The 25969-nt window shown below is 71.4% G+C and carries 4 protein-coding genes (1 of these 4 running past the window's edge); all 4 read right to left on the reverse strand.

The genetic code is table 11. The annotated features are described in order from the left end of the window. Tightly spaced (each overlapping or abutting the next), the 4 genes in view from WMF33_RS24990 to WMF33_RS25005 form a layout consistent with a single transcriptional unit that may run on beyond the window. Nucleotides 1-1734, reverse strand: the start of a protein-coding gene (locus tag WMF33_RS24990; protein ID WP_437322190.1) for an amino acid adenylation domain-containing protein. Its footprint begins 15339 nt before the window's first position; the window shows 1734 of its 17073 coding nt (coding positions 1-1734); the start codon lies at nt 1732-1734; its stop codon lies beyond the left edge, outside the window. After that, on the reverse strand, nt 1731-14858 hold the full coding sequence (locus tag WMF33_RS24995; protein ID WP_437322191.1) for an amino acid adenylation domain-containing protein: 13128 nt from the start codon (nt 14856-14858) through the stop codon (nt 1731-1733). The genes WMF33_RS24990 and WMF33_RS24995 overlap by 4 nt, the downstream gene beginning before the upstream one ends. After that, nucleotides 14855-24529, reverse strand: a complete 9675-nt coding sequence (locus tag WMF33_RS25000) for an amino acid adenylation domain-containing protein (protein ID WP_437322192.1) — start codon at nt 24527-24529, stop codon at nt 14855-14857. Before WMF33_RS25000 ends, WMF33_RS24995 begins: the two co-directional genes overlap by 4 nt. Further along, complete coding sequence (locus WMF33_RS25005) at nt 24513-25967, reverse strand: MFS transporter (RefSeq protein WP_437322193.1); 1455 nt, start codon at nt 25965-25967, stop codon at nt 24513-24515. Before WMF33_RS25005 ends, WMF33_RS25000 begins: the two co-directional genes overlap by 17 nt. Between the last annotated feature and the right edge of the window lie 2 nt (nt 25968-25969).

Genomic DNA, 25969 nt, shown 5'->3' on the forward strand with positions numbered 1-25969 from the left:
GTGCACCAGCGCGATCGCATCGGGGTTTCGCCGCGCATGCGCCTCGAACTGCTCGTGCACGCACCCTCGGCTCGCCGACGCACGCGTCTGGTTCCACCTCTCCACCACATCCAGGCGCTCGGCCTCCGGCAGCACGTCGACGAGGCGGAGCGGCGTACGGTGTTCGAGGGCGTCCACCAGGCGCTCCAGCGCGGTCTGCATGAACGCGCACACCCGTTCGGGCAGGACGCGCTTGCTGACCAGCGCGGTCAGCGCGAAGTCGTGGCCCAGGTCGTCGACCGACAGCGTCAACGGGTAGTTGGTGCGCTCGTGGCTGGCGAGGACCTCGACGCCGTCGCTGCGGTCGCCGCTGTTCTTGGCCTCGACGTTGTAGCGATAGTTGAGCAGCGACGTGAACAGGGGCGCCGGCGCCGCGACCCCGCTCGCGCGCATCGCGAGCGACAGCGGCGCGTGCTCGTGGCGCATGAGGTCCACCAGCAGGGCGTGGACGGTCTTCGCCGCCTGCCCGACATCCTCGTCGCCGACGCTGACCCGCAGCGGCAGCGTGTTCATGAGCAGGCCGAGCATGCGGCCTGCGTCGACGCCCGCCTGCATGCGACCGAACAGCACGGTGCCGAACACCACGTCCTTGCGGCCGGTCGTCCGCGCCGCGACCAGGGCCCAGGCCAGGTGGACGAGGCTCGCCGGGCTCACGCCGAGACGGCGCGCCGCCGCGCGAATCGCGCTGGCCAGCGCGCGCGGCAGCTGGACGGTCGCCTCCGCCACGGCGCTGCCGTCGCCTTTCGCGTCGAGCAGGCCGAACGGTGCGGTGGTCTCGTCGATGTCGCCGAGCAGCTTCGTGAAGAACGCCGCATGCTCCTGCTCGCTCACGCCGAGCCGAGCTTCCGCGACGAACGCACGGAACGGCGCCGGCGGCGGCAGCTCGGCGCCGCGGCCCTGCTCGATGGCCCAGGTCTCCTCGACGAGCAGCTCCAGCGCGAGGTGGTCGATCGCAATGTGATGGAAGACGACGCTCAGCAGCCAGCGGCCCGTGGACACGTCGTGCGCGGCGTAGCAGCGCAGCAGCGGCGCGCGTCCGAGGTCCAGCCGGAGATGCTGGGCGCCGCAGCGCAGCTCGAGCTCCCGGGCGACGTCGCTGCAGGCCGGGTCGACATCGAGGATCTCGACGGGGAGCGCAGCGCGCCGCTGCACCACCTGGACCGGCGACTCGAGCCCATCCCACGCGATGCTGGTGCGGAGGACGTCGTGGCGCGCGACCACCTGCTCGAGCGCGTCGGTGAAGCGATCCATGCGCGCCCGCGACGGGAAGGCCATGACGTAGCCCTCGGTGTAGGCGTCGCCATCGGGGCTCCACAGGTGGTGGAACAGCATGCCCTCCTGGAGGGGCGTGAGCGGGTAGATGTCCTGCACGTTGGGGGCGCCACCGGGCACGCGCGAGACGATCGCGTCAATCGCAGCCTGGTCCAGGCTCACCAGCGTGAGCATCTCGGGGGTGATCCGCGCGGCGGCGTCGGGGATCAGGTTGGGTGGCACGGCGGCGCGCGCGCGGGCGCCGATCGTGTGACCGGCTCGGAGGAGCTCGACCAGGGCCTGCTTGTGCTCGCGCACCGATGCGACGAGCTCGCGATCGGCGAGCGCCGACTCGTTGCCTCGCAACGACAGCCCGTCGCCGACGAGCGTCAGCGAGAGGCCCTTGGTCTCGAGCATGGTCAAGAGCTGGTTCAGAGTCGTCACAGCAGAATCTCCTTCAGGCGCGTGGTGGCTCTCGCCAGCTCGGCAAGGCTGACGGCGGTAAAGATGGAGGCGACGTCGGCGTGGAGGTCCTCGTGGCGCATCCGCTCGATGAGGCGGACGGCGAGGAGCGAGTGGCCGCCGAGCGCGAAGAAGTCGTCATGGCGTCCGACGCGCGGCAGATCGAGGAGCTCGGACCATATCCGGGCCAGCCGCTCCTCGACCTCGCCGCACGGCGCTTCGAACGGCTGGCTCGACGCGGCCGAGTCGTCCAGCGCGGGCAGCGCCTTGCGATCGAGTTTGCCGTTGGGCGTAAGGGGCAGCGCAGCGAGCCGCACGTACGCCGCCGGCAGCATGTACGCCGGCAGCTTCTCGGCGGCGTGACGTCGCAGCGCGTCGTCGTCGAGCGCGGCCGCGCCGGTGTAGTACGCCACCAGGCGCTTGTCGCCGGGAACGTCCTCGCGCACGAGCACCGCCACCTCGTCGAGCCCAGGCAGCTGCGCGAGCGCGCTCTCGACCTCGCCGAGCTCCACGCGGAAGCCGCGCACCTTCACCTGCCCGTCGTCGCGCCCGATGAACTCGAGCTCCCCGTCGGGCCGCCAGCGCGCCAGGTCGCCGCTGCGGTACATGCGCTGGCCGGGGTGGAAGCGGTCCTCCACGAACCGTTCGGCGCTGCGCTGCGGCTGGTGCAGATAGCCGCGCCCCACCTGCGCGCCCGCGATGAACAGCTCCCCCACCACGCCCACCGGCACCGGCTCGCCGCGGCGGTCCAGCACGTACATCCGCGTATTCGCGAACGGCTTGCCGATGCTCACGCGCGCCGCGCCTGGCTCGTGGCGAACGTAGGCCGCGCTGCACGACACCGTCACCTCCGTCGGCCCGTACGTGTTGATCAGCCGCGTCTCCGCGCCCAGCGCCTCCCACCGCGCCAGCGCGTGCGGCGACAGCGCATCTCCCGTCACGTTCATCATGCGCACTCCGTCCAGCGGCGGCGCGCCCGCCTCAGGACGGCTCCACTCGCCGACAAGGCTGTGCCAGTGCGCCGCGGTCAGGTGCACCACGCTCGCGCGCTCGCCTTCGTCCCCGGCGCCGGCCCCGAACGGGCGCGACCTCGGCAACAGCCGCGCTCCCGCCAGCAGCGCTGGCATGATCTCCTCCAGCGAAAGGTCGAAGTTCAGCGAGTTCTGCTGCAGCACCGTATCCGCAGGTCCCAGCCCGAACCACTCGATCGCCGCGAGCGTGTAGTTCACGAGGTTGCGGTGCTCGATCATCACGCCCTTCGGCTGACCGCTCGAGCCCGACGTGTAGATCACGTACGCCAGGTGCTCCGCGCCAACGCCGACCGCCCGCGCGTCGAGGTCCTCATCGCGGCGCGAGGCCCACTGGGCCGCGTCCAGCTCGACATCGAACCTCGGGACCGTCCCGGCCACGTGACGGCACGCCACGTCGCGCCCTGCGCCCCCCGCCGTCAGCACCGCGACAGGCGCGCTGTCCTCGATGATGTGGGCAAGCCTCTCGCCTGGATAGGCAGGATCGAGCGGCACATACGCTCCGCCCGCCTTCAGCGTGGCCAGCAGCGCGACAAGCATCGGCGCGCCCCGCTCGGCGCAAACCCCCACCCGCGCGTCCGCCGTGACGCCCACCTCGCGCAGGTGGCGCGCCAGCCGGTTGGCTCGCCGGTTCAGCTCACCATAGCTCAGGCGCTCCGTCCCGTCGTCGACCGCGATAGCCTCAGGGGCTCGCGTCACCTGCGCCTCGAACAGCTCGTGCACGCACCGTTCGAGCGGCAGCGCTCGCCCCGTGTCGTTCCACTCGACCACCACACGCTGCCACTCCGCGGGCGACAGCACAGGAATCGCGCCGATCGGCTGGCGATCGTCGGCCACCATGCCTTCCAGCACACGCAGCCAGTAGCCACGGTAGCGCTCCACCGTCTCGCGCTCGAACAGCGCCGTGGCGTAATTCAGGCTCCCGACCAGCCCCTCCTCACCCTCCTGCAGCGCCAGCGTCAGGTCGCACTGCGCCGTGTCGAGCTCCGTCGGGAGCGTCGTCACCTGCAAGTCAGGCAGCGTTAGCGGCGCATCCCGCGTGCCGTGCCAGTCGAGCATCACCTGGTACAGCGGCGTGTGCGACAGGCTCCGCGGCGGCGCCACCACCTCCACCACCTGGTCGAACGGCAGGTCCTGGTGCTCCTGCGCCGCAAGCACCTGCGCACGCGTACGCGCCAGCACCTCGCTTACCGTCGGCTCTCCCTGCAGGTCGATGCGCAGCGCCAGCGTGTTCACGAAGAACCCGATCAACGCCTCGATCTCCGCCCGCCCCCGCCCAGCCACGGGACTCCCGATCACCACCTCTTCCTGCCCGCTCAGCCGAGAGAGCACCGCACCCCAGCTCGCAAGCAGCGTCATGTACATCGTCACCCCGTGACGACGGCTCAGCGCACGCAGCCCGCGCGTCAGCTCCGCCCCCACCTCGACGTCGATGCTCGCGCCTGCAGGGTCCTGCTGCGCAGGGCGCGGTCGGTCCCACGGCAAGCTCAACAGGCTCGGCGCACCGCGGAGGTTGCTCCGCCAGAACTCGCTCTGCCGCGCAAGCTGCCCGCTCGCCAGCGCGCTCCGCTGCCACGCTGCCCAGTCCGCGTACTGCACCGTCGGTGCCGGCAGCGGATCCGCTCGACCCGACGCATACGCCGCGTACAGCGCGCTCAGCTCGCGCAAAAACACGCCCACAGACCAGCCGTCCGACGCGATGTGGTGCATCACCACCTCGAGCACGTGCTCGTCTTCGCCCGTGCGCACCACCAGCACGCGCAGCGGCAGGTCCTCGCTCAGCTCGAACGCCGTGGCCGCATGCGCATCGCCCAGCGCGCGCGCCGCTGCCGCCGCATCGGCCGAGCCCCGCACATCCTCCTCGCGCAGCTGAAGCGCGGCCGTCGCCTGCACCTCCTGCACCGGCACGCCGTCCTGCACCCCGAAGCGCGTGCGCAGCGACTCGTGACGCTCCACGATTCGCCTCAGCGCGCCCACCAGCGCGCCCCGGTCCAGCGCGCCGCGCAGCTGAAACGCACCCCGGATGTGATAGGCCGCGCTCGCGCCCTCCAGCCGCGTCAAAAACCATAGCCGCTGCTGCGTCAGCGACACCGGCTCCGGCCCACGCCGCTCACCCACCGCTATCTCCGGCAGCTCCGTGCGCTCTGCCACCCTCACACGCGCCGCCAGCCGGTGCAGCTCGGGGTGCGCGAACAGCTCGGACAACGCAAGCTCCACCCCCAGCAACCGACGCACCCGCGACACTAGCTGCATCGCCAGCAACGAGTGCCCACCGAGCTCGAAGAAGTGGTCGCTCCGGCTCACCCGCTCGCGCCCCAAAAGCTCGCTCCACAGCCCGGCAAGGAGCTCTTCAATCTGATTCCGCGGCCCTTCGCCTGGCCTTGCCTCCGACGCCTCGGGCGCAGGCAGCGCACCCCGGTCGAGCTTGCCGTGCGCCGTCAGCGGCAGCGCCTCGAGCGCCACGTACCCCGTCGGCACCATGTACGACGGAAGCGTCCGCGACGCGTGGGCGCGCAGCGCGTCCCCTAGACTCCCCTCGCCCGTGTAGTACGCCACAAGCCGCGCATCGCCCGCGTCACCTGCCTCGCGACGCGCCACCACCACCACCTCTTCGACTCCCCTCACCTCACCGAGCCGCGCCTCGATCTCCCCAAGCTCGATTCGGTAGCCTCGAAGCTTCACCTGAAAGTCGTTGCGGCCCACGTACTCGATCGTCCCGTCCGCACGCCAGCGACCGAGGTCCCCTGTCCGGTACACTCGTCCTCCGGACACGAACGGATCGTCCACGAACCGCTCCGCCGTCAGACCGGGCTCTCCCAGGTACCCTCGCGCTACCCCCGCCCCGCCAATCACGATCTCACCGATCACACCAATGGGCGATGGCCGAAACGACGCGTCCACCACGTACACCCGCGTGTTCGCTATCGGTCGGCCGATGTGCAGGACGGAGTCGCCTTCGTGCAGCCGACCGGAGGTCGCGACCACGCAGCTCTCCGTCGGCCCGTAGTTGTTGATCAGGGCCTGACCGGCCGGCAGACCCTGGGGCCAGCGGCGCAGCCGATCGCCGCCGATCAGCAACGTTTGCAGGCGCGGGTTGCCCGCTCCGCCGGCGTGGGCCAGCTCCGCGAGCGGCGTGACCAGGAAGCTCACGTCCAGCGCCTGGGCGCGCCACCAATCGAGCAGCCGTTCCGGATCGCCCGCCACGTCCCGCGGCGGCAGCAGCAAGGTGCCGCCGCTGCACAGCGGTGGCCAGATCTCCCAGGTCATCGCGTCGAAGCCAACGCCTGCCGTGCTCGAGCTGCGATGGCCCGGCGCAAGCCCGAACGCCTCGATATGCCAGGCGACCAGGTTGGTCAGGCTGCGGTGCTCGACCATCACCCCCTTGGGCTCGCCGGTCGATCCCGAGGTGTAGATGACATAAGCGAGGTCGCTCGACGTCGGCGGCGCGGCAGCGGCGTCGTCCCTGTCGTGCCCCCGCCGCTCGCTTGCGTCGAGCTCGATGTCGCGGTCGAGATCGAGCACCCGCACGCCTGCGCGCTGTGCGGTCGCGCCAATCGCGAGCCGGGCATGGGCGTCGGTCAACACGGCGGCCGGAGCCGAGCTCCGCAGCAAGGTGTCGAGCCGCTCGGCGGGATACGCAGGATCGAGCGGCACGTAGGCGCCGCCGGCCTTGGCCGTGGCCAGCATCGCCGTGATCAGCGCGGGGCTGCGTTCGAAGCACAGCGCGACCCGGGCCCCGGAATGCACGCCCAGTTGCCGCAGGTGCCAGGCCAGCCGGTTGGCCCGCGCGTCGAGCGCTGCATACGAGACCGCCTCGTCGCCCTGCGCCACGGCGATCGCCGCCGGAGAGCGCGCGACCTGCGCCTCGAACAGCTCGTGCACGCAGGACTCGAGCGGGTAGGCCCGCGCCGTGTCGTTCCACTCCGCGACCACGCGCTCGCGCTCCGCCGCGGGCAGCACGTCGATGCCGCACGTGGGCGCCCGTGGATCCTCGTCCACCGCGCGGACCAGGCCCGCGAGGGCCTCGCGCATGAAGTCCCACACGCGCTCAGGCCCGATGTCGCTGCTCACCTGTGCGGTGACCGAGAAGTCGTCACCCAGGTCGTCGATCGACAGGACCAGCGGGTAGTTGGTGCGCTCGTTGCCGCCGAGAAAATCGATCTCGTCGTCGCGACCGGGATCCGGAGGCGCGCCCGCGTCGTCGAGCTCTTCCTGCGCGACGAGGGCGCCTTGCCGGTAGTTGAGCAGGGCGGAGAAGAGCGGAGTCTGCGCCGGCACGCGGCTCTCGCGCTGCGCGAGCCCGAGCGGCGTGTGCTCGTAGCGCAGCAGCTCGACCACGAGGTCGTGGGTGCGTCGGAGGCTGTCTTCGACGCCGCGCTCGTCGACGCGGAGCCGCATCGGCAGCGTGTTGATGAACATCCCCATCACCCGGTCGGCTCGGGCGCCGGCATGCATGCGACCGAACACCACGGTCCCGAACACCACGTCGCGCCGGCCGGTCACCCGGGCGAGCACGAGGCCAAAGGCCTGGTGCATGAAGCTCGCCGGGCTCACCCCGAGCCGCGCGGTGCAGCGCCGGATGGCGCGCGACAGCTCGCCGGGCAGCCTGCTCTCCGCCTCCGCGATGCCACGCCCGTCGCCGCGGACGTCGACGAGGCCAAAGGGCGCGGTCGGCTCGTCGATGTCTCCGAGCAACTCGCGGAAGAACGCGGCGTGCTTGCCGAGGCCGATCGCCTGCCGGGCGCGCGCCACGAACTCGCGGTACGGCGCGGGCCGCGGCAGCTCGCCGAGACGACCGAGCTCGATGGCCCGCTCCTCGGCGGCCAGCAGCTTCAGCGTCGTGTTGTCGATGACGAGGTGGTGCATGAGGACGCACAGCACCCAGCGCTGCTGCGCGCGGTCCTCGACCACGTGGCAGGCGAGCAGCGGCGGCCGCTGGATATCGAGGCGGAGCCGCCGCGGATCGAACCGCTCCTCGAGCGCCCGCACGACGTCGCCGTCGACGGCGCCTAGATCCTCGGGGTCGAGCCACGAGACGGGGACGACCGCGCGCCGGCGCACCACCTGGACCGGCTGCTCGAGGCCGTCCCACCAGAACCCGGTGCGCAGGATGTCGTGGCGGTCGACGATGTGCTGGAGCGCCGCCAGGAAGCGTTCGAGCCGGCCCCGCGACCGGAAGGCCAGGGTGTACGACTCCATGTAGGGATCGGTCTCGGACGGCGCATCGAGCCGGTGGTGGAACAGCATTCCCTCCTGCATCGGCGCGAGCGGGTAGATGTCCTGCACGTTGGCCGCGCCGCCGTCGACCGACGCGACGATCGCGTCGATCGCGTCCTGGTCGAGGCTGACGAGCGTGAGCATCTCCGGCGTGATCCGATCGGCTTGCGCCGGAATCAGGTTCGGAGGCACAGGCAACTCCGGATCTTCGTCGCGAATCTGCGCCGCGAGCTCCGCCAAGGTCTGCGCCTTGAACACCGCGCGCACGTCGCCGTGCAGCCCCTCGCGCCGCATGCGCTCGAGCAAGCTGACCGCCAGCAGCGAGTGACCGCCGAGCGCGAAGAAGTTGTCGTGTCGCCCGACGCGCTCCTGCTTGAGGAGCCTCGCCCACAGCACCGCGAGGCGTTCTTCGATGGGGCCCTGCGGAGGCTCGTAGGAGCGACGCGCGAAAGCCTCGCCCTGAGGCGCCGGCAGCGCCTTGCGGTCGAGCTTGCCGTTGGGGGTGAGCGGCAGCGCCGGGAGCCGCACGTAGGCGGCTGGCAGCATGTATTCGGGTAGGCCCCGTGCGGCGTGCTCACGCAGCGCGCGCGCATCCGGCGCGTGCTCGCCCGTGTAGTACGCGACCAGCCGCCGCTCTCCCGGCGCGCTCTCGCCCACCGGCTGCGCGACGACCACCACCTCCGCGACGCCTGGCGCACCCGCCAGCCGCGCCTCGATCTCCCCGAGCTCGATCCGGAAGCCACGAATCTTCACCTGGAAGTCGTTGCGTCCCAGGTATTCGATGCTCCCGTCGGGCAGCCAGCGACCCAGATCGCCTGTCCGGTACAGGCGCCCCGTTCCCGTGAACGGGTCGTCGACGAAGCGCTCCGCCGTGAGCTCCGGCTGCCCGAGGTAGCCGCGCGCCACGCCCGCGCCCCCGACGTACAGCTCGCCCGTCACCCCCACCGCCACAGGCTGCCTCTGCTCGTCCAGCACGTACAGCCGCAGGTCGGGCAGCTTCACCCCGATCGGGCTCGGCCCAAGCCGTTCCGCGTCCCGAGCCGCGAGCGCACGGTAGGTCACGTGCACCGTCGTCTCGGTGATGCCGTACATGTTCACGAGCCTCGTCGCTTGCTCGTCGTTGCGCTCGTACCACGGCTTGAGCGTCCGCAGCTCCAGCGCCTCTCCACCGAAGATCACCCAGCGCAGCTGGTGCACACTCGGCGTCTGCGCCTGCGCCGCCATCAGCTGCTGGAACGCGCTCGGCGTCTGGTTCAGGACCGTCACCCCTTCGGCGCACAGCAATTCATAAAACTCGGCCGGCGAGCGCGCGGTCGTCAGCGGCACGATCACCAGCCGCCCGCCGTACGAGAGCGCGCCCCACAGCTCCCACACCGAAAAGTCGAATCCGATCGAGTGGAACAGGCTCCACACGTCCCGCTCGCCGAACCCGAACCACGCCTCGGTGCATGCGAACAACCGCGACACCTGCGCGTGCTCGACCATCACGCCCTTGGGCCGCCCCGTCGAACCCGACGTGTAGATCACGTACGCAAGGTGGCTCGGCAAGACTTCCACCCCAGGATCGTGCTCGGCCGCCTCCGCCCACTGCGCCGCGTCTTGCTCGACATCGACCCACCGCGCCGACCGCGACGCTGGCTCTCCCAGCGCCCCGCGCCCCGTCGCGTCCACCAGCACCACCGAAGGGTCGCTGTCGGCGAGCGTCGCCACCAGCCGCTCCGACGCGTAGGCCGGATCGAGCGGCACGTACGCACCGCCCGCCTTGAGGACCGCAAGGATCGCGGTCACCAGCCCCACACCGCGCTCAAGGCAGATCGCCACCCGCTGCTCCGGCCCCACCCCCATCCCGCGCAGGTGATGCGCCAGGCGGTTCGCCGCCGCGTTCAGCGCGCCGTAGCTCACGCGCTCCGCTCCGTGCACCAGCGCGATCGCATCCGGGTTTCGCCGCGCATGCGCCTCGAACTGCTCGTGCACGCACCCTCGGCTCGCCGACGCACGCGTCTGGTTCCACCTCTCCACCACGTCCAGACGCTCGGCCTCCGGCAAGATCGGCAGTCGGGCGACCACCGCCTCGCCGCCGTCGGCGACGAACGCCTCGAGCAGCGTCTCCCAGTACGCGACGAGGCGCTGCGCGGTCACGCGGTCGAACAGCGCGGTGGCGTAGTTGAGCGTTCCGGTGATCCCGTGCGCTCCGTCCTCGAGCGAGAGCGTCAGGTCGAACTGGGCGGTCGCCTGTCCGATCCGCAGCGGCGTCACCGTGACGCCGGGCAGGCAAAGCTCGCGCTCTGACCCGCTCTGCCAGGCGAGCATCACCTGAAATAGCGGCGTGTGGGCCAGGCTGCGCGGAGGCGCGACCGCTTCGACGATCTGATCGAACGGCAGATCCTGGTGCTCGTGCGCCGAGAGCACCTGGGCGCGGGTGCGCGCGAGGAGCTCCGCCACCGTGGGCGCTCCCTGCAGGTCGATGCGGATCGGCAGCGTGTTGACGAAGAAACCGACGAGCGGCTCGATCTCGGCGCGGTCGCGCCCTGCCACCGGGGTTCCGATCACCACGTCGTGCTGCGCAGCGAGGCGCCCGAGCGTCGCCGCCCAGCTCGCCAGCACCGCCATGTACGGCGTCACGCCGTGCCGCCGGCACAGCGTCCGCAGCCGCTGCACGAGCGCGGCGTCGAGGCTCACGCCGACCTCGTCCCCGGCGTGAGCCTGTTCTGAGGGCCGCGGCCAGGTGGTGGGCAACTCGAGCGAGATCGGCGCACCGCCGAGGGTGCGGCGCCAGTACGCACGCTGGCGCCCGAGCTCGCCCTCGACGAACCAGGCGCGCTGCCAGGCGGCGTAGTCGGCATACTGGACGGCGAGCGGCGGCAGCGGGTCGGATTCGCCCGCGAGGTAGCGGGGGTACAGCCGACCGAGCTCGTCGAGCAGCACACCCACCGACCAGCCGTCGGAAGCGATGTGGTGCATGACGACCTGCAGCAGGTGCTCGTCCTCGGACACGCGCACGACCAGCGCGCGCACCGGAATCTCGCGCGCGAGGTCGAACGGCGCGCTGGCGTGGGCTTTCGCGAGCTCGAGGGCCCGGGCCGCGGCATCCGACGCGCCGCGCAGATCGTCCTCGGCGACCGGTAGCTCGGCGCCGGGCTCGACGATCTGCACCGGCTGGTCGTCGACGAGCTGGAAGCGGGTGCGCAGCGCCTCGTGTCGCTCCACGACGCGACGCAGCGCGCGGATCAGGGCCGGGCGATCGAGCGGGCCGGTCAGCCGCCCCAGCGCGGTGAGGTGGTACGCCGCGCTCGCGCCTTCCACCCGCGTGAGGAACCACAGGCGCTGCTGCGCGAGCGACAGCGGCAACGGCCCCGTGCGCTCTGCCGGCAGGATCGGCGGCAGCGACGAGGCACGCGCGCCTGCCAGGTGCTCAGCCAGCCGCCACAGCCCTGTGTGCGCGAACAGATCGGCGAGCGAGATCTCGACGTCGAGCGTCCGGCGTAGCCGCGCGAGCAGCCGCACCGCCAGGAGCGAATGCCCGCCGAGCGCGAAGAAGTCGTCGTGGCGTCCGACCTGCTCGATCTGCAGCAGGTCCTCCCAGATCGTGGCGATCAGTTGCTCGGTCCCGCTGCGAGGAGCGTCGTACGACCGCCGGACGTGCGCGTCGGCATCCGGCGCGGGCAGCGCTCGGCGATCGAGCTTGCCTGTCGGAGACAGCGGCAGCGCGGCGAGGCGAACGTACGCGGAGGGGACCATGTAAGCGGGCAGGTGTTGCGCCACGTGCTGCCTCAGCGTCTCGGCGTCCGGGGCCGCGTCGCCGACGAAGTACGCCACCAGCTTCTGGTCGCCGTGCCCGTCGAGCTCTGTTGCGCGGGCCACCACCACGACGTCCGTGACGCCCGCGACCTTCGCGAGCGCCGCCTCGATCTCGCCGAGCTCGATGCGGAAGCCGCGGATCTTCACCTGGTGGTCGTCGCGCCCGAGGTACTCGATAGTGCCGTCCGGTCGCCAGCAACCGACGTCGCCGGTGCGGTACAGCCGCGCGCCCGACGCGCCCAGCGCGCTGGGCATGTCGAAGAACCGCTCTGCCGTCAGCGCGGGCTGGTTCAGGTAGCCGCGTCCGACCTGCACGCCCCCGATCACGATCTCGCCCGCCACGCCAGCGGGCACCGGCCGCAACTCGCGATCCACGAGGTAGACCCGGACGCCGGCGCTCGGGCGACCGATGCTCCGCCACTGGCCCGCGCCGCCCTCGACTTCGTGCATCGTCGCGCTGATCGTCGTCTCGGTCGGCCCGTAGGTGTTGAGCAGCCGCGGCCGGTGCCCGTCGCGCGCAAACCACGCCGCGAGCGCGCGTTCCGTCACGGCTTCGCCGCCGATGATGACCTGCCGCACCGAGACCGGGATCGACGCTCGCTCGGGATCGAGCGCGAGCTGCGCCCAGAACTGGGTCGGCAGATCCACGACCGTCACGCCGTGCGCCTCGCACAGCGCCCAGAAGGTACGCGGACCGGCCAGCCACTCGTCGGTGCGCATGACGAGCGTGGCGCCGCGCATCCAGGTCGCGAACAGCTCCTCGACGGACGTGTCGAACGACAGCGAGGCGAACTGCAGCATGCGATCGCCCGGACCGAGGCCGATCCGCTCGGCCAGCGCGGCGTTCTGGTTCACCACACCGCGGTGCTCGATCATCACGCCCTTGGGGCGCCCCGTGGAGCCCGAGGTGTAGAGCACATACGCGAGGTGCTGCGGACCCAGACCGATGGTCTGGCGATCGGGATTGCGCTCGCTCTCGTGCTGCCATGCGGCGTCGGCCTGCAGGTCGACACGAGGCAGGTGGCGCGCGATCGCATCCGGAAGAGGCCCGACGTGGAGCACGACCCGCGGGTCGCAGTCCTCGACCATCTGGCCCAGGCGCTCCAGCGGATAGCTCGGATCCAGCGGGACGTAGGCGCCGCCCGCCTTGAGCACGGCCAGCACGGCCACGACGGTCTCGGCGCTGCGCGGACCGTACACGGCGACGCGGTCGTCGGGTCTCACGCCCATGGCGCGGAGGCGATGCGCGAGCCGGTTGGCCTGCGCGTTGAGCTCGCCATAGCGGAGCCGGCGATCGCCCCACGCGAGCGCGATCGCGTCGGGGCGCAGGGCCGCCTGCTGCTCGAAGCGCTCGTGGACGCACGCATCCACGTCGGCCGCGGCCTCGCCCCCCGCGCTCCAGGTCTCGATGAGCTGCACACGTTCGGGTTCGGGCAGGACCTCAAGCTCGCGGACCGGCCGGTCCGGATTGCGCTCGAGCGCCTGGACCAGGCCGGTCAGCGCGCAGACCATGTAGTCGCACAGCCGCGCTGCGCCGATCGAGGCATCGGCCTGCGCGGTCAGGTGGAAACCGTCGCCCAGGTCGTCGACATCGAGGCTCAGGGGGTAGTTGGTGCGCTCGCGGGCGCGGAGCAGCGCGATGCCATCGCCGAGGTATCGCGCCTGACCGCTGCGATCCACCGCGGCCCGATCGCTGTGGCGATAGTTCAACAGCGAGGTGAACAGAGGGGTCTTCGCGGGGACGCCGCTCGCGCGCTGGGCGAGCGCCAGCGATGCGTGCTCGTGGCGGAGCAGCTGGACCAGCGTCGCGTGCGTGCGCTCGAGCGCGCGCCGGACGCCGTCATCGCCGACGTCGATGCGCATCGGCAGTGTGTTGAGGAACATCCCCAGCGCGCGATCGGCGTCCGCGCCGCTCTGCATCCGACCGAACAACAGCGTGCCGAACACGACATTGCGCCGCCCGGTCGTCCGGGCCAGGACCAGGGCCCACGCCAGGTGGACGAGGCTCGCCGCGCTGACCCGCATGGCGCGCGCGACGCGGCGGAGCGCGGTCGACAGCGCGGGGTCGAGCATCTGTCGGACCTCGTCGTGGCCGCGGCCATCGCCCCGGACCTCGACGACACCGAACGGCGCGGTCGGCTCCTCGATGTCGCCGAGCAGGCTGCGGAAAAACGCGTCGTGGTCGTCCTGGCCAACGCTCGTGCAGGCCTGGGCCACGAAGTTGCGAAACGGCACCGCCCGCGGCAAGCGGTCTCGCTCGCCGCGGACGATCATGCGCGCCTCCTCGACGAGCAGGTCCAGCGTCGTGTGATCGCTGATCAGGTGGTGGGCGAGCAGGTGCAGCAGCCAGGGCCCGCCCGCGGAGTCACGCGGCGTGCCTGCCGCCTCGTCGGCGATCTCGACCGGCGTGTCGTCGGGGGTCACGTAGCAGGTGAGGAGCGGCGCGCGGCCCACGTCCAGGCGATAGCGAGATGGGTGGTGCAGCGCTTCGAGGCGTTCGGCCGCGTCGTCCCCCTGCGCATCCAGCTCCACCTCTTGGACCGAGAGCGTCGCCCGCCGCCACACGACTTGGACCGGCTGGTCGAGCCCTTCCCAGACAAAGCCGGTGCGCAAGATGTCGTGACGATCGATCACCTCCTGCAGCGCGGCGACGAAGCCGTCGAGCCGCCCTCGGGTGTCGAAGCGGAGCACCGTGGATAACAGGTACGGGTCGCCGCCGTCCTGGAGCAGGTAGTGGAAGAACAGCCCCTCCTGCAGCGGACCCAAGGGATAGATGTCCTGAACGTTGGCCGCTCCGCCCTCGACCTTCGCGACGATCGCGTCGATCGCGTCCTGGGGCAGCTTGACGAGAGGGATCATGTCCGGCGTGATCCGGGCGACGGGCGCGGTCCGCTCGTTCCGCTGCGTGAGCTCGGCGAGCAGGGCGGCCTTCCCGCTCCGCAGCGACTGGACCAGCGCCGGGTCGAGCGCGCCGCGCGGTGCGCGAATGACCAGCTCACCGCCATCGGCGTGGATCTGGATCTGCTTCTCTTCCAGGAGCTGCAGCAGGGCGCGTGTGTTCACAGTCGGATCTCCTCGACGTCGAGCCCGAAAGCCGCGTCCGGCTCGCGGACGCCGCCCGGGTGGCGCGCAATCAGGCGCGGGGGATCGTTCGGTTCGTCACCGCTGGCGCGCACCTGCGCCGCCAGCTCGCTCAGCGAGGCCGTCAGAAAGATCGCGGTGACGTCGGCGTGCATGCGCGCGCGGCGCATGCGCTCGATCAGCCGGATGGCGATCAGCGAGTGGCCGCCCAGCGCGAAGAAGTTGTCGTGGCGTCCGACTTGCTCGACGCCGAGCAGCTCGGCCCAGATCTCGGCGAGCGTCTGCTCGATCGCGCCCTGGGGAGCCTCGTACGCCTGATGCCCGAATGCTGCAGCCTCCGGCGCGGGCAGCGCCTTGCGATCGAGCTTGCCGTTGGGCGTGAGGGGCAGCGCAGCGAGCCGCACGTAGGCCGCCGGCAGCATGTACGCCGGCAGCTTCTCGGCGGCGTGACGTCGCAGCGCGTCCTCGTCGAGCGCGGCCGCGCCGGTGTAGTACGCCACCAGGCGCTTGTCGCCGGGAACGTCCTCGCGCACGAGCACCGCCACCTCGTCGAGCCCAGGCAGCTGCGCGAGCGCGCTCTCGACCTCGCCGAGCTCCACGCGGAAGCCGCGCACCTTCACCTGCCCGTCGTCGCGCCCGATGAACTCGAGCTCCCCGTCGGGCCGCCAGCGCGCCAGGTCGCCGCTGCGGTACATGCGCTGGCCGGGGTGGAAGCGGTCCTCCACGAACCGCTCGGCGCTGCGCTGCGGCTGGTGCAGATAGCCGCGCCCCACCTGCGCGCCCGCGATGAACAGCTCCCCCACCACGCCCACCGGCACCGGCTCGCCGCGGCGGTCCAGCACGTACATCCGCGTATTCGCGAACGGCTTGCCGATGCTCACGCGCGCCGCGCCTGCCTCGTGGCGAACGTAGGCCGCGCTGCACGACACCGTGACCTCCGTCGGCCCGTACGTGTTGATCAGCCGCGTCTCCGCGCCCAGCGCCTCCCAGCGCGCCAGCGCGTGCGGCGACAGCGCATCTCCCGTCACGTTCATCATGCGCACTCCGTCCAGCGGCGGCGCGCCCGCCTCCGGACGGCTCCACTCGCCGACAAGGCTGTGCCAGTGCGCCGCGGTCAGGTGCACCACGCTCGCGCGCTCGCCTTCGTCCCCGGCGCCGGCCCCGAACGGGCGCGACCTCGGCAACAGCCGCGCTCCCGCCAGCAGCGCTGGCATGATCTCCTCCAGCGAAAGGTCGAAATTCAGCGAGTTCTGCTGCAGCACCGTGTCCGCGGGTCCGAGCCCGAACCACTCGATCGCCGCAAGCGTGTAGTTCACGAGGTTGCGGTGCTCGATCATCACGCCCTTCGGCTGACCGCTCGAGCCCGACGTGTAGATCACGTACGCCAGGTGCTCCGCGCCAACACCGACCGCACGCGCGTCGAGGTCGTCATCGCGGCGCGAGGCCCACTGGCCCGCGTCCAGCTCGACATCGAACATCGGGACCGTCCCGGCCACGTGACGGCACGCCACGTCGCGCCCTGCGCCCCCCGCCGTCAGCACCGCGACGGGCGCGCTGTCCTCGATGATGTGGGCCAACCTCTCGCCTGGATAGGCAGGATCGAGCGGCACGTACGCTCCGCCCGCCTTCAGCGTGGCCAGCAGCGCGACAAGCATCGGCGCGCCCCGCTCGGCGCACACCCCCACCCGCGCGTCCGCCGTGACGCCCACCTCGCGCAGGTGGCGCGCCAGCCGGTTGGCTCGCCGGTTCAGCTCACCATAGCTCAGGCGCTCCGTCCCGTCGTCCACCGCGATAGCCTCAGGGGCTCGCGTCACCTGCGCCTCGAACAGCTCGTGCACGCACCGTTCGAGCGGCAGCGCTCGCCCCGTGTCGTTCCACTCGACCACCACGCGCTGCCACTCCGCGGGCGACAGCACAGGAATTGCGCCGATCGGCTGCCGATCGTCGGCCACCATGCCCTCCAGCACACGCAGCCAGTAGCCACGGTAGCGCTCCACCGTCTCGCGCTCGAACAGCGCCGTGGCGAAGTTCAGGCTCCCCACGAGCCCCTCCTCACGCTCCTGCAGCGCCAGCGTCAGATCGCATTGCGCCGTGTCCAGCTCCGTCGGCAGCGTCGTCACGTCCAAGCCAGGCAGCGTCACCGGCGCATCCCGCGTGCCGTGCCAGTCGAGCATCACCTGGTACAGCGGCGTGTGCGACAGGCTGCGCGGCGGCGCCACCACCTCCACCACCTGGTCGAACGGCAGGTCCTGGTGCTCCTGCGCCGCAAGCACCTGCGCACGCGTACGCGCCAGCACCTCGCTTACCGTCGGCTCTCCCTGCAGGTCGATGCGCAGCGCCAGCGTGTTCACGAAGAACCCGATCAACGACTCGATCTCCGCCCGCCCCCGCCCAGCCACGGGACTCCCGATCACCACCTCTTCCTGCCCGCTCAGCCGAGAGAGCACCGCACCCCAGCTCGCAAGCAGCGTCATGTACATCGTCACCCCGTGACGACGGCTCAGCGCACGCAGCCCGCGCGTCAGCTCCGCCCCCACCTCCACGTCGATGCTCGCGCCTGCAGGGTCCTGCTGCGCAGGGCGCGGTCGGTCCCACGGCAAGCTCAACAGGCTCGGCGCACCGCGGAGGTTGCTCCGCCAGAACTCGCTCTGCCGCGCAAGCTGCCCGCTCGCCAGCGCGCTCCGCTGCCACGCTGCCCAGTCCGCGTACTGCACCGTCGGTGCCGGCAGCGGATCGACTCGACCCGACGCATACGCGGCGTACAGCGCGCTCAGCTCGCGCAAAAAGATGCCGACGGACCAGCCGTCCGACGCGATGTGGTGCATCACCACCTCGAGCACGTGCTCGTCTTCGCCCGTGCGCACCACCAGCACGCGCAGCGGCAGGTCCTCGCTCAGCTCGAACGCCGTCGCCGCATGCGCATCGCCCAGCGCGCGCGCCGCTGCCGCCGCATCGGCCGAGCCCCGCACATCCTCCTCGCGCAGCTGAAGCGCGGCCGTCGCCTGCACCTCCTGCACCGGCACGCCGTCCTGCACCCCGAAGCGCGTGCGCAGCGATTCGTGACGCTCCACGATTCGCCTCAGCGCGCCCACCAGCGCGCCCCGGTCCAGCGCGCCGCGCAGCTGAAACGCACCCCGGATGTGATAGGCCGCGCTCGCGCCCTCCAGCCGCGTCAAAAACCATAGCCGCTGCTGCGTCAGCGACACCGGCTCCGGTCCGCGCCGCTCACCCACCGCTATCTCCGGCAGCTCCGTGCGCTCCGCCACCCTCACACGCGCCGCCAGCCGGTGCAGCTCGGGGTGCGCGAACAGCTCGGACAACGCAAGCTCGACTCCCAGCAACCGGCGCACCCGCGACACAAGCTGCATCGCCAGCAACGAGTGCCCACCGAGCTCGAAGAAGTGGTCGCTCCGGCTCACCCGCTCGCGCCCCAAAAGCTCGCTCCACAGCCCGGCAAGGAGCTCTTCAATCTGATTCCGCGGCCCTTCGCCTGGCTTTGCCTCCGACGCCTCGGGCGCAGGCAGCGCACCCCGGTCGAGCTTGCCGTGCGCCGTCAGCGGCAGCGCCTCGAGCGCCACGTACCCCGTCGGCACCATGTACGACGGAAGCGTCCGCGACGCGTGGGCGCGCAGCGCGTCCCCTAGATTCCCCTCGCCCGTGTAGTACGCCACAAGCCGCGCGTCGCCCGCGTCACCGCCCTCGCGACGCGCCACCACCACCACCTCTTCGACTCCCCTCACCTCCCCGAGCCGCGCCTCGATCTCCCCAAGCTCGATTCGGTAGCCTCGAAGCTTCACCTGAAAGTCGTTGCGGCCCACGTACTCGATCGTCCCGTCCGCACGCCAGCGACCGAGATCCCCTGTCCGGTACACTCGTCCTCCGGACACGAACGGATCGTCCACGAACCGCTCCGCCGTCAGACCGGGCTCTCCCAGGTACCCCCGCGCCACCCCCGCACCGCCAATCACGATCTCACCGATCACTCCAACCGGCGATGGCCGAAACGACGCGTCCACGATGTACACCCGCACATTCGCTATCGGTCGGCCGATGTGCGGCGCACCGCCCGAGATGCGAGCCACCGTGGCGTCGACGGTGCACTCGGTCGGGCCGTAGACGTTGTAGAAGGTCGTCGGGCCTTGCTCGACCAGCGCATGCCACTGCGCCGGGCCGATCGCCTCGCCGCCGACCAGCGTGACGGCGCAGCGAGGCGCCCCGTGCTCGTCCAGCGTCAGCGCCAGCTGAGACGGCGTGCAGTCCAGGACGTCTATCTCGTGCGCGGCGACGAAGTCGCGCAACGCCGCGCCGTCGGTCCGCACGTCGGCCGGCACGACGACGAGCGTGCGTCCAGACAGCAGCTGGACCCACTGCTTGACGGACGAGTCGAACGCGAGCGGCGCGTTGAGGCTGACCCGCCGGCAGTGCGGGTGATGCGCGTGGACGGCGCGCTCCAGCGCCGCCCAGAGGTTGACCACACTGCCGTGCTCGATCATGACCCCCTTGGGTCGCCCGGTCGATCCCGACGTGTAGATGACATAGGCCAGCTGGCGAGCCGGATCGCTCGACGCGCCGGGCGCATCGCTCACCGTCTCCTCGAGCCGCGCCTCGGCCATTCCCCGGGCAGGCGCGATGTGCGCTCCGCCCGCGGCCAGCAGGATCACCGGCGGTGCGGAAGGTAAGCTCGCGCGGAGCGCCGCCTGCGAGATCACGCAGACCGGTCCGGCGTCGACCAGCACCTGCGCGAGGCGCTCCGCCGGCCACGACGGGTCGAGCGGCACGTAGGCGCCTCCGGCCTTGAGGATGCCGAGCACGGCGACGATCATGTCGACCCCGCGCTCGAGCACGATCGCAACCCGCCGATCTGGCCCGACGCCGTGGGCGCGCAGGGCCTGCGCCAGGCCGTTCGCCCGCGCATCGAGCTCGGCGAACGTCACCTCGATGTCCCCGTGCACGACGGCGATCGCCCTTGGCGTCCGCGCGACCTGCGCCTCGAACAGGCCGTGGACGGACGCGCCCGGTGGGACCTCGATCGCGGTGTCGTTCCAGGACGCGAGCTCGCGCTCGCGCTCGGCCGCCGGCAGCACATCGAGCTCGCACACGGGCCGCGCGGGCTCCGTTGCGAGCGCGTCGACCAGCACGTGCAGCGCGGTCTGTACGAAGTCGCAGATCCGCTCTGGCCCCACCTCCCGCGGCGCCTTGGCCGTCAGGACGAGCGCCTGCCCGAGATCGTCGATGGTGAGACCGAGCGGATAGTTCGTGCGCTCGCGGCTGGCGAGGAGCTCGATCTCCGATCCCAGCACGTGCGCCAGCGATGGCGCATCGCTCTCGTCCGCGCTGAACCGGTAGTTGAGGAGCGAAGTGAACAGCGGCGCCTGGCTCGGGATCGCGCTGGCCCGCTGCGCCAGCGCGAGGGGCGCGTGCTCGTGGCGGAGCAGCTCGACGATGCGCGCGTGCGTGCCTCGCGCCGTGTCCGCGACACCGCGCGCGTCCACGTCGACGCGGATCGGCAGCGTATTGATGAACACGCCGAGCGCCCGGTCCGCTCGCGCGCCGCCCTGCGCGCGACCGACGAGCACGGTGCCGAACACGACGTCGCGCCGGTCCGTCGTCCGCGCCAGCACGAGCGCCCACGCCAGGTGAAAGAGGCTCGCCGTGCTCACGCCCAGCGCCCGCGCGCGATCGCGGACCGCGCGCGCGAGCTCGGCCGACAAGGTCCGGCTCGCCTCGGCGATGCCGCTGCCGTCGCCGTGCACGTCGAGCAGCCCGAACGGCGCGGTCGGCGCATCGACGTCGCCGAGCATCTCGCGGAAGAACGCCTCGTGCTCGCTGGCAGAGACCCGCGACCTCGCCTGCGCCACGAAGTCGCGGAACGGCGCCGGCGCCGGCAGATCGCGCTGGCCGTCCTCGATCGCGCGCGCCTCGGCGAGCACGGTCTCCAGCGTCGTGTGGTCCAGCACCAGGTGATGAAACAGGAGGTGCAGAATCCAGCGCCCGCGCGTCGGGTCGGCAGCGACGCGACCGCGAAACAGCGGCGGCCGGGTCACGTCGATCCGCGCGTCGTGACCTGCCTCGAGCTGCGCGACGATATCGCCGGCGTCCGGATCGAGCGCGACGACCTCGACCTCGAGCGTCGCACGCCGGTGTACCACCTGGACCGGCTGCTCCACCACGCCCTGCCAGGCAATGGCGGTGCGCAGGATGTCGTGGCGGTCGATCACCTGCTGCAGCGCCTGGAGGAAGCGGTCGAGCCGCGCGCGGCTGGCGAAGCCGAACACGCCGGACATGACGTACGGATCCGCGTCGTCGCGACTCCGCACCAGATGATGGAACAGGATCCCCTCCTGGAGCGGCGCCAGCGCATAGATGTCCTGCACTCCGGCCGCGCCGCCATCGACCGCCGCGACGATCGCGTCGATCGATGCCTGGCTGAGGCTCACCAGCGGCAACATCTCGGGCGTGATGCGGTCGGCGTCCGGCGGGATGAGGTTCGGCGGCACCGCCACCTCGTCGCTCTCCGCGCCGACCTGGCTCGCGAGCGCCGCCAGGGTCGGAGCGCTGAACACGACCCGCACGTCGGCGTGCATGTGCGCGCTGCGCATGCGCTCGATCAGCCGGATAGCGATCAGCGAGTGGCCGCCCAGCGCGAAGAAGTTGTCGTGGCGGCCGACCCGCTCGATCCCGAGCAGCTCGGCCCAGATCTCGGCGAGCGTCTGCTCGGTCGCGCCCTGGGGAGGCTCGTACACCCGGTGCGCGAACGCCGCAGCATCCGGCGCGGGCAAGGCCTTGCGATCGAGCTTGCCGTTCGCCGTCACCGGCATCGCCGCGAGCCGCACGTACGCCGCCGGTACGGCCGCCGCTGGCAGCCGCTGCGCCGCGTGCGCTCGCAGCGCCCCGGCGTCCGGCGCCTGCTCGCCTTCTGCCGTGTAGTAGGCCACCAGCCGAAGGTCGCCCGGCTCGTCCTCGCGCGCCGTCACCGCCACCTCGCGCAGCCCCTTCACCTCGGCGAGCCGCGCCTCGATCTCGCCCAGCTCGATCCGTACGCCGCGGATCTTCACCTGCAGGTCGTTGCGCCCCAGGTACTCGATCGCCCCGTCAGACCGCCAGCACCCCAGATCTCCCGTGCGATACAGCCGACCACCCGCCGTGAACGGGTCGTCGACGAACCGCGCCGAGGTCAGCGCCGGCTGGTTCAGGTAGCCCCGCGCCACCTGCACGCCGCCGATGTAGATCTCGCCCGCCGCGCCCACCGGCACCGGCTGCCGCCGCTCGTCGAGAATGTAAAGCTGTGTGTTCGCGATCGGCCGGCCGATGGGGATCGCGTCGCTCGTGTCGCCGGGCCTGCACTGCCACGCCGTGACATCCACCGCCGCCTCGGTCGGCCCGTACAGGTTGTGGAGCTCGACCCCGGGCAGCCGGTCGTGGAAGCGCCGCACCAGCGGCGCTGGCAACGCCTCGCCGCTGCAGAACACCCGCACCAGGCTCGCGCACCGCTCCGCCACGTCCTCGGCCAGGAACGCCTGCAGCATCGATGGCACGAAGTGCAGCGTCGTCACCCTCGCGCGCTCGATCAGCGTCGCCAGGTAGTCCGGGTCCTTGTGCCCGTGCGGCCGCGCCATCACCAGCTGCGCCCCCGCCATCAGCGGCCAGAACAGCTCCCACACCGACACGTCGAACCCGAACGGCGTCTTCTGCAGCACCACGTCCCGTTCGCCCAGCCCGTACGCCTGCTGCATCCACAGCAGCCGGTTCACCACGCCGCGGTGCTCGTTCATCACCCCCTTGGGCGTCCCCGTCGAGCCCGACGTGTAGATCACGTACGCCAGGTCGCGCTCGTGTCCCTCCGCCGGCGGCGCGTCGCACGGCTCGTGCGAGAAGCCCCAGGCCTGCATCGAGAGCGCCACGCACCGTGCGCCGATGCCATCGACCTCGGCCAGCGTCCGGTCGCCCACCGCGTCCACCAGCACCACACGCGGCGCGCTGTCCGCGACCATCTCGCGCAGCCGCACCTTCGGCTGGTCAGGATCGAGCGGCACGTAGCAGCCGCCCGCCTTCAGCGCCGCCAGAAGCCCGATCACCATCTCCACGCTGCGCTCCAGGCACAGCCCCACCGGCACGTCTGGGCCCACGCCCTGCCGCCGCAGCGCGTGCGCAAGCTGGTTGGCGCGCGCATCGAGCTCCGCGTAGGACAGCCGCCGCGCTCCGTCGTCCACCGCCACCGCGGCCGGGGTCCGCGCCACCTGCGCCTCGAACAGCTCGTGCACGCGCAGCCCCGTCGGGTACGCCGTGCCGGTCTCGTTCCAGCCCACCACCACCTGGCGCCGCTCGTCCTCGTCGATCAGCGGCAGCGCGCCGATCGGCTGGCCGGCGCCGCCTTCGAGCACAGCGTTCATCACGCACGAAAGGCGGCGCTGAATGCGCTCGATCTCGCCGCGCTCGAAGGCCGCGCGGCTGTAGTCGAGCTCGATGATCGCGCGGTCGGTCCCCGGATACTCGTTGATGCACACGGCCAGGGGGACCTGAGCGAAGCCGCTGTACATCTTGTCGACCACCGCCCAGCGCGCCGCGCCGATCGGCGCTGCTTCCGGATAGATGTCCAGGCTCAGCGTCACGTCGAAGAGCTGCCGTCGGCCGAGCTGGTCGAGGCGCAGCGACCTGTTGAGATCCTGGATCGGGAATCGCTGATGGCGATAGCAACGCCGCAGCTCGGCGGCGATGTCCTGCATCAGCTCGGCGATGCCTTTGTCGCGATGGACCTGGATCCCGAGCGGGATCATCGAGGAAAACATGCCCGCCGTGCACCGGTCGCGCGCCGTGCCGCGGTTGTGCACCGACACCCCGATCACCACCTCCTCTACGCCGTGCGTGCGCGCGAAGTAGGCGGCCAAGACGGCGAGCAGGAAGTGCTGCAACGTGCTCCCGGACGCCGCGAGATACGCGCGCAGGCGGGCGAGCTCGTCGCCCTCGATCCGCCGCATGACACGGTCGCTGACCCAGGCGTCGCGACCGCTGGCCATGGCCTCGATCGCGCGCGGCGAGAGGAGCGGCGGCGGCAAGGTGGCGAATCGCTCTGTCCAGAACTGTCGATCGGCCTCGTACCGGGGCGACGCCAGATACAGCCGGTCTCTCTCGGCAAACTCGAGGTAGGACGGCGCCGGCGCGCCCGCCGGTGCGCCGCGCGAGCACCGCTCGTAAGCCTCCGCGATGGCGCGCACCACGATGGCGAAGTGGGTGCCGTCGGACACGAGGTGGTGGAAGTGGAGCCGAAAGTACCGGCAGTCCGGCCTGATCCGCACGAGCTGCGCCTCCCACAGCGGGCGGCCGTAAAGCTCGAACGGCGTGCTTGCCGCCCGATGGATGTGGGCCCAGGCGCGCGCCTCGGCGTCGTCGTGGCCGGTCAGGTCGAGCACCGGCGCGATGCCACCGCCACGCGGCAGGACGCGCTGGAAAGGGACACTGGCCTCCTCCCCGATCACCAGCCGAAGCGCGTCGTGGCTCTGGACGACGTGACCGAACGCCTCCTCGAACAGCGCCTCGTCGAGGTCGCCATCGATCCGAAAGACCATCCCGATGTTGTAGGACGGCACCCCTGGCGCCAGCATCTGATCCAGCCAGATCGCCTGCTGGACGGACGTGAGGTCATGTCGAGTGGTCAACGGCGACTCCTGGGCGCTCGGGTGACGTCGGTTCGCAAGCGAGAAGCTCATCCACACCTGGAGCGTGGCCTCGGGCCCGCGGCTCGGGGTGCGCCGCGGCCGGCGGCGTGGCTGTCGTCGGCTCATCCGCTGGATCGGGCGTCCCCTCGTCGAAGTCCCGGAATCGCGGCGAGAGCAGCGCGACGAGCGACAGGAGGCCGCCAGCGGCGCCGCACACGATGAAGACGAAGGCCAGACCGCGGCCCTTGCCTGTGCCGACCCAGGCGCCCACCGTGCTCGCCCAGGCGCCTCCGGCCAGGAGCGCCGGTTCGAAGACATGGTGAGCGAGATAGCCACCCACCAGCATCGCCACGCACACCATGATCCCGTTGAGCGCAGCATTCAGCGCGAACAGACTTCCTCGGCTCTCGACCCGCGTCTTGCGCAGGAGCAGCGCGAGGGCGCATGCGGTCGACGTCGCACCGCCGAAGTACGCGCCGAACGCGCACAGGGCCCACAGGACCGTCGAGCTCGCGAGCCCGACCAGCACCAGCATCAGCGATACCGACATTTGAGCCACGAGCATCCAGCGCATCTGGCGACGACGCACCGGCGCGACCACCAGCAGTCCCGACCCCGCCACCGCTCCCAGCGCACCGCTGCTCAGGATCAAGCCGACCGCTTCGCTGGCATGCGTCGACAGGACGAGCGGGATCATCATGCTCGCGGCGAGCACGACGAGGGCCTCCTGGATCGCGCCATAGATCGAAAGCCCGGCCATCATCGGCACCTCGCGGAGATAGGCCAACGCGGAGCGCACGCTGAGAGCGGTCTCGCGGAAGAGCGACGACCGCCCCGCGCGCTCGACCCCGCGGACGGCCTGCCGGCTCCGCGAGAGCCCGCCGAACGCGGCGATCGCTCCAGCAGCCACGAGGAGGATGTGCACGGTGACGATGCCGGTCAGCCCGAGCACGGCCATGAGGTAACCCGCGACCAGGGGCACCGCGACCTGGAACACGCTCTGCGTGAGCCCGATCAGAGCACCAGCCTGGGTGAGCCGCTCCCGCGGCACGATCGATCCCATCGCCGCCCGGTACGCCGGGATGCGGATCGATCCGACGACCGCGCTGGCGACGTTGAACGCATAGAGGTAGCCCGGCTGCATCCGATCCTGAAACACCAGGACGGCGAGCACGGCGACCAAGACCGCCGAGCACACGTCGCACCCCACGATGACCCAGCGCCGGTCGAACCGATCGGCCAGCGCGCCCGCCACCGGGGTCATGAGCAGGCTTGGAAACGCGGTCGCCACGATCGCCATCGAGAACTGCTGCGCAGATTCCGTCTGCTGAAACAACCAGACTCCGAGCGCGAACGTCATCAGCGCGGAGCCGAGGTCGAAGGCGGTCTCGCTCGCCCACAACAAGGCGAACGTCTGCCGGACGCGTGTTTGCGTCACCA

The organism is Sorangium sp. So ce394 (assembly GCF_051474665.1).
Lineage (GTDB): Bacteria > Myxococcota_A > Polyangia > Polyangiales > Polyangiaceae > Sorangium > Sorangium cellulosum_D.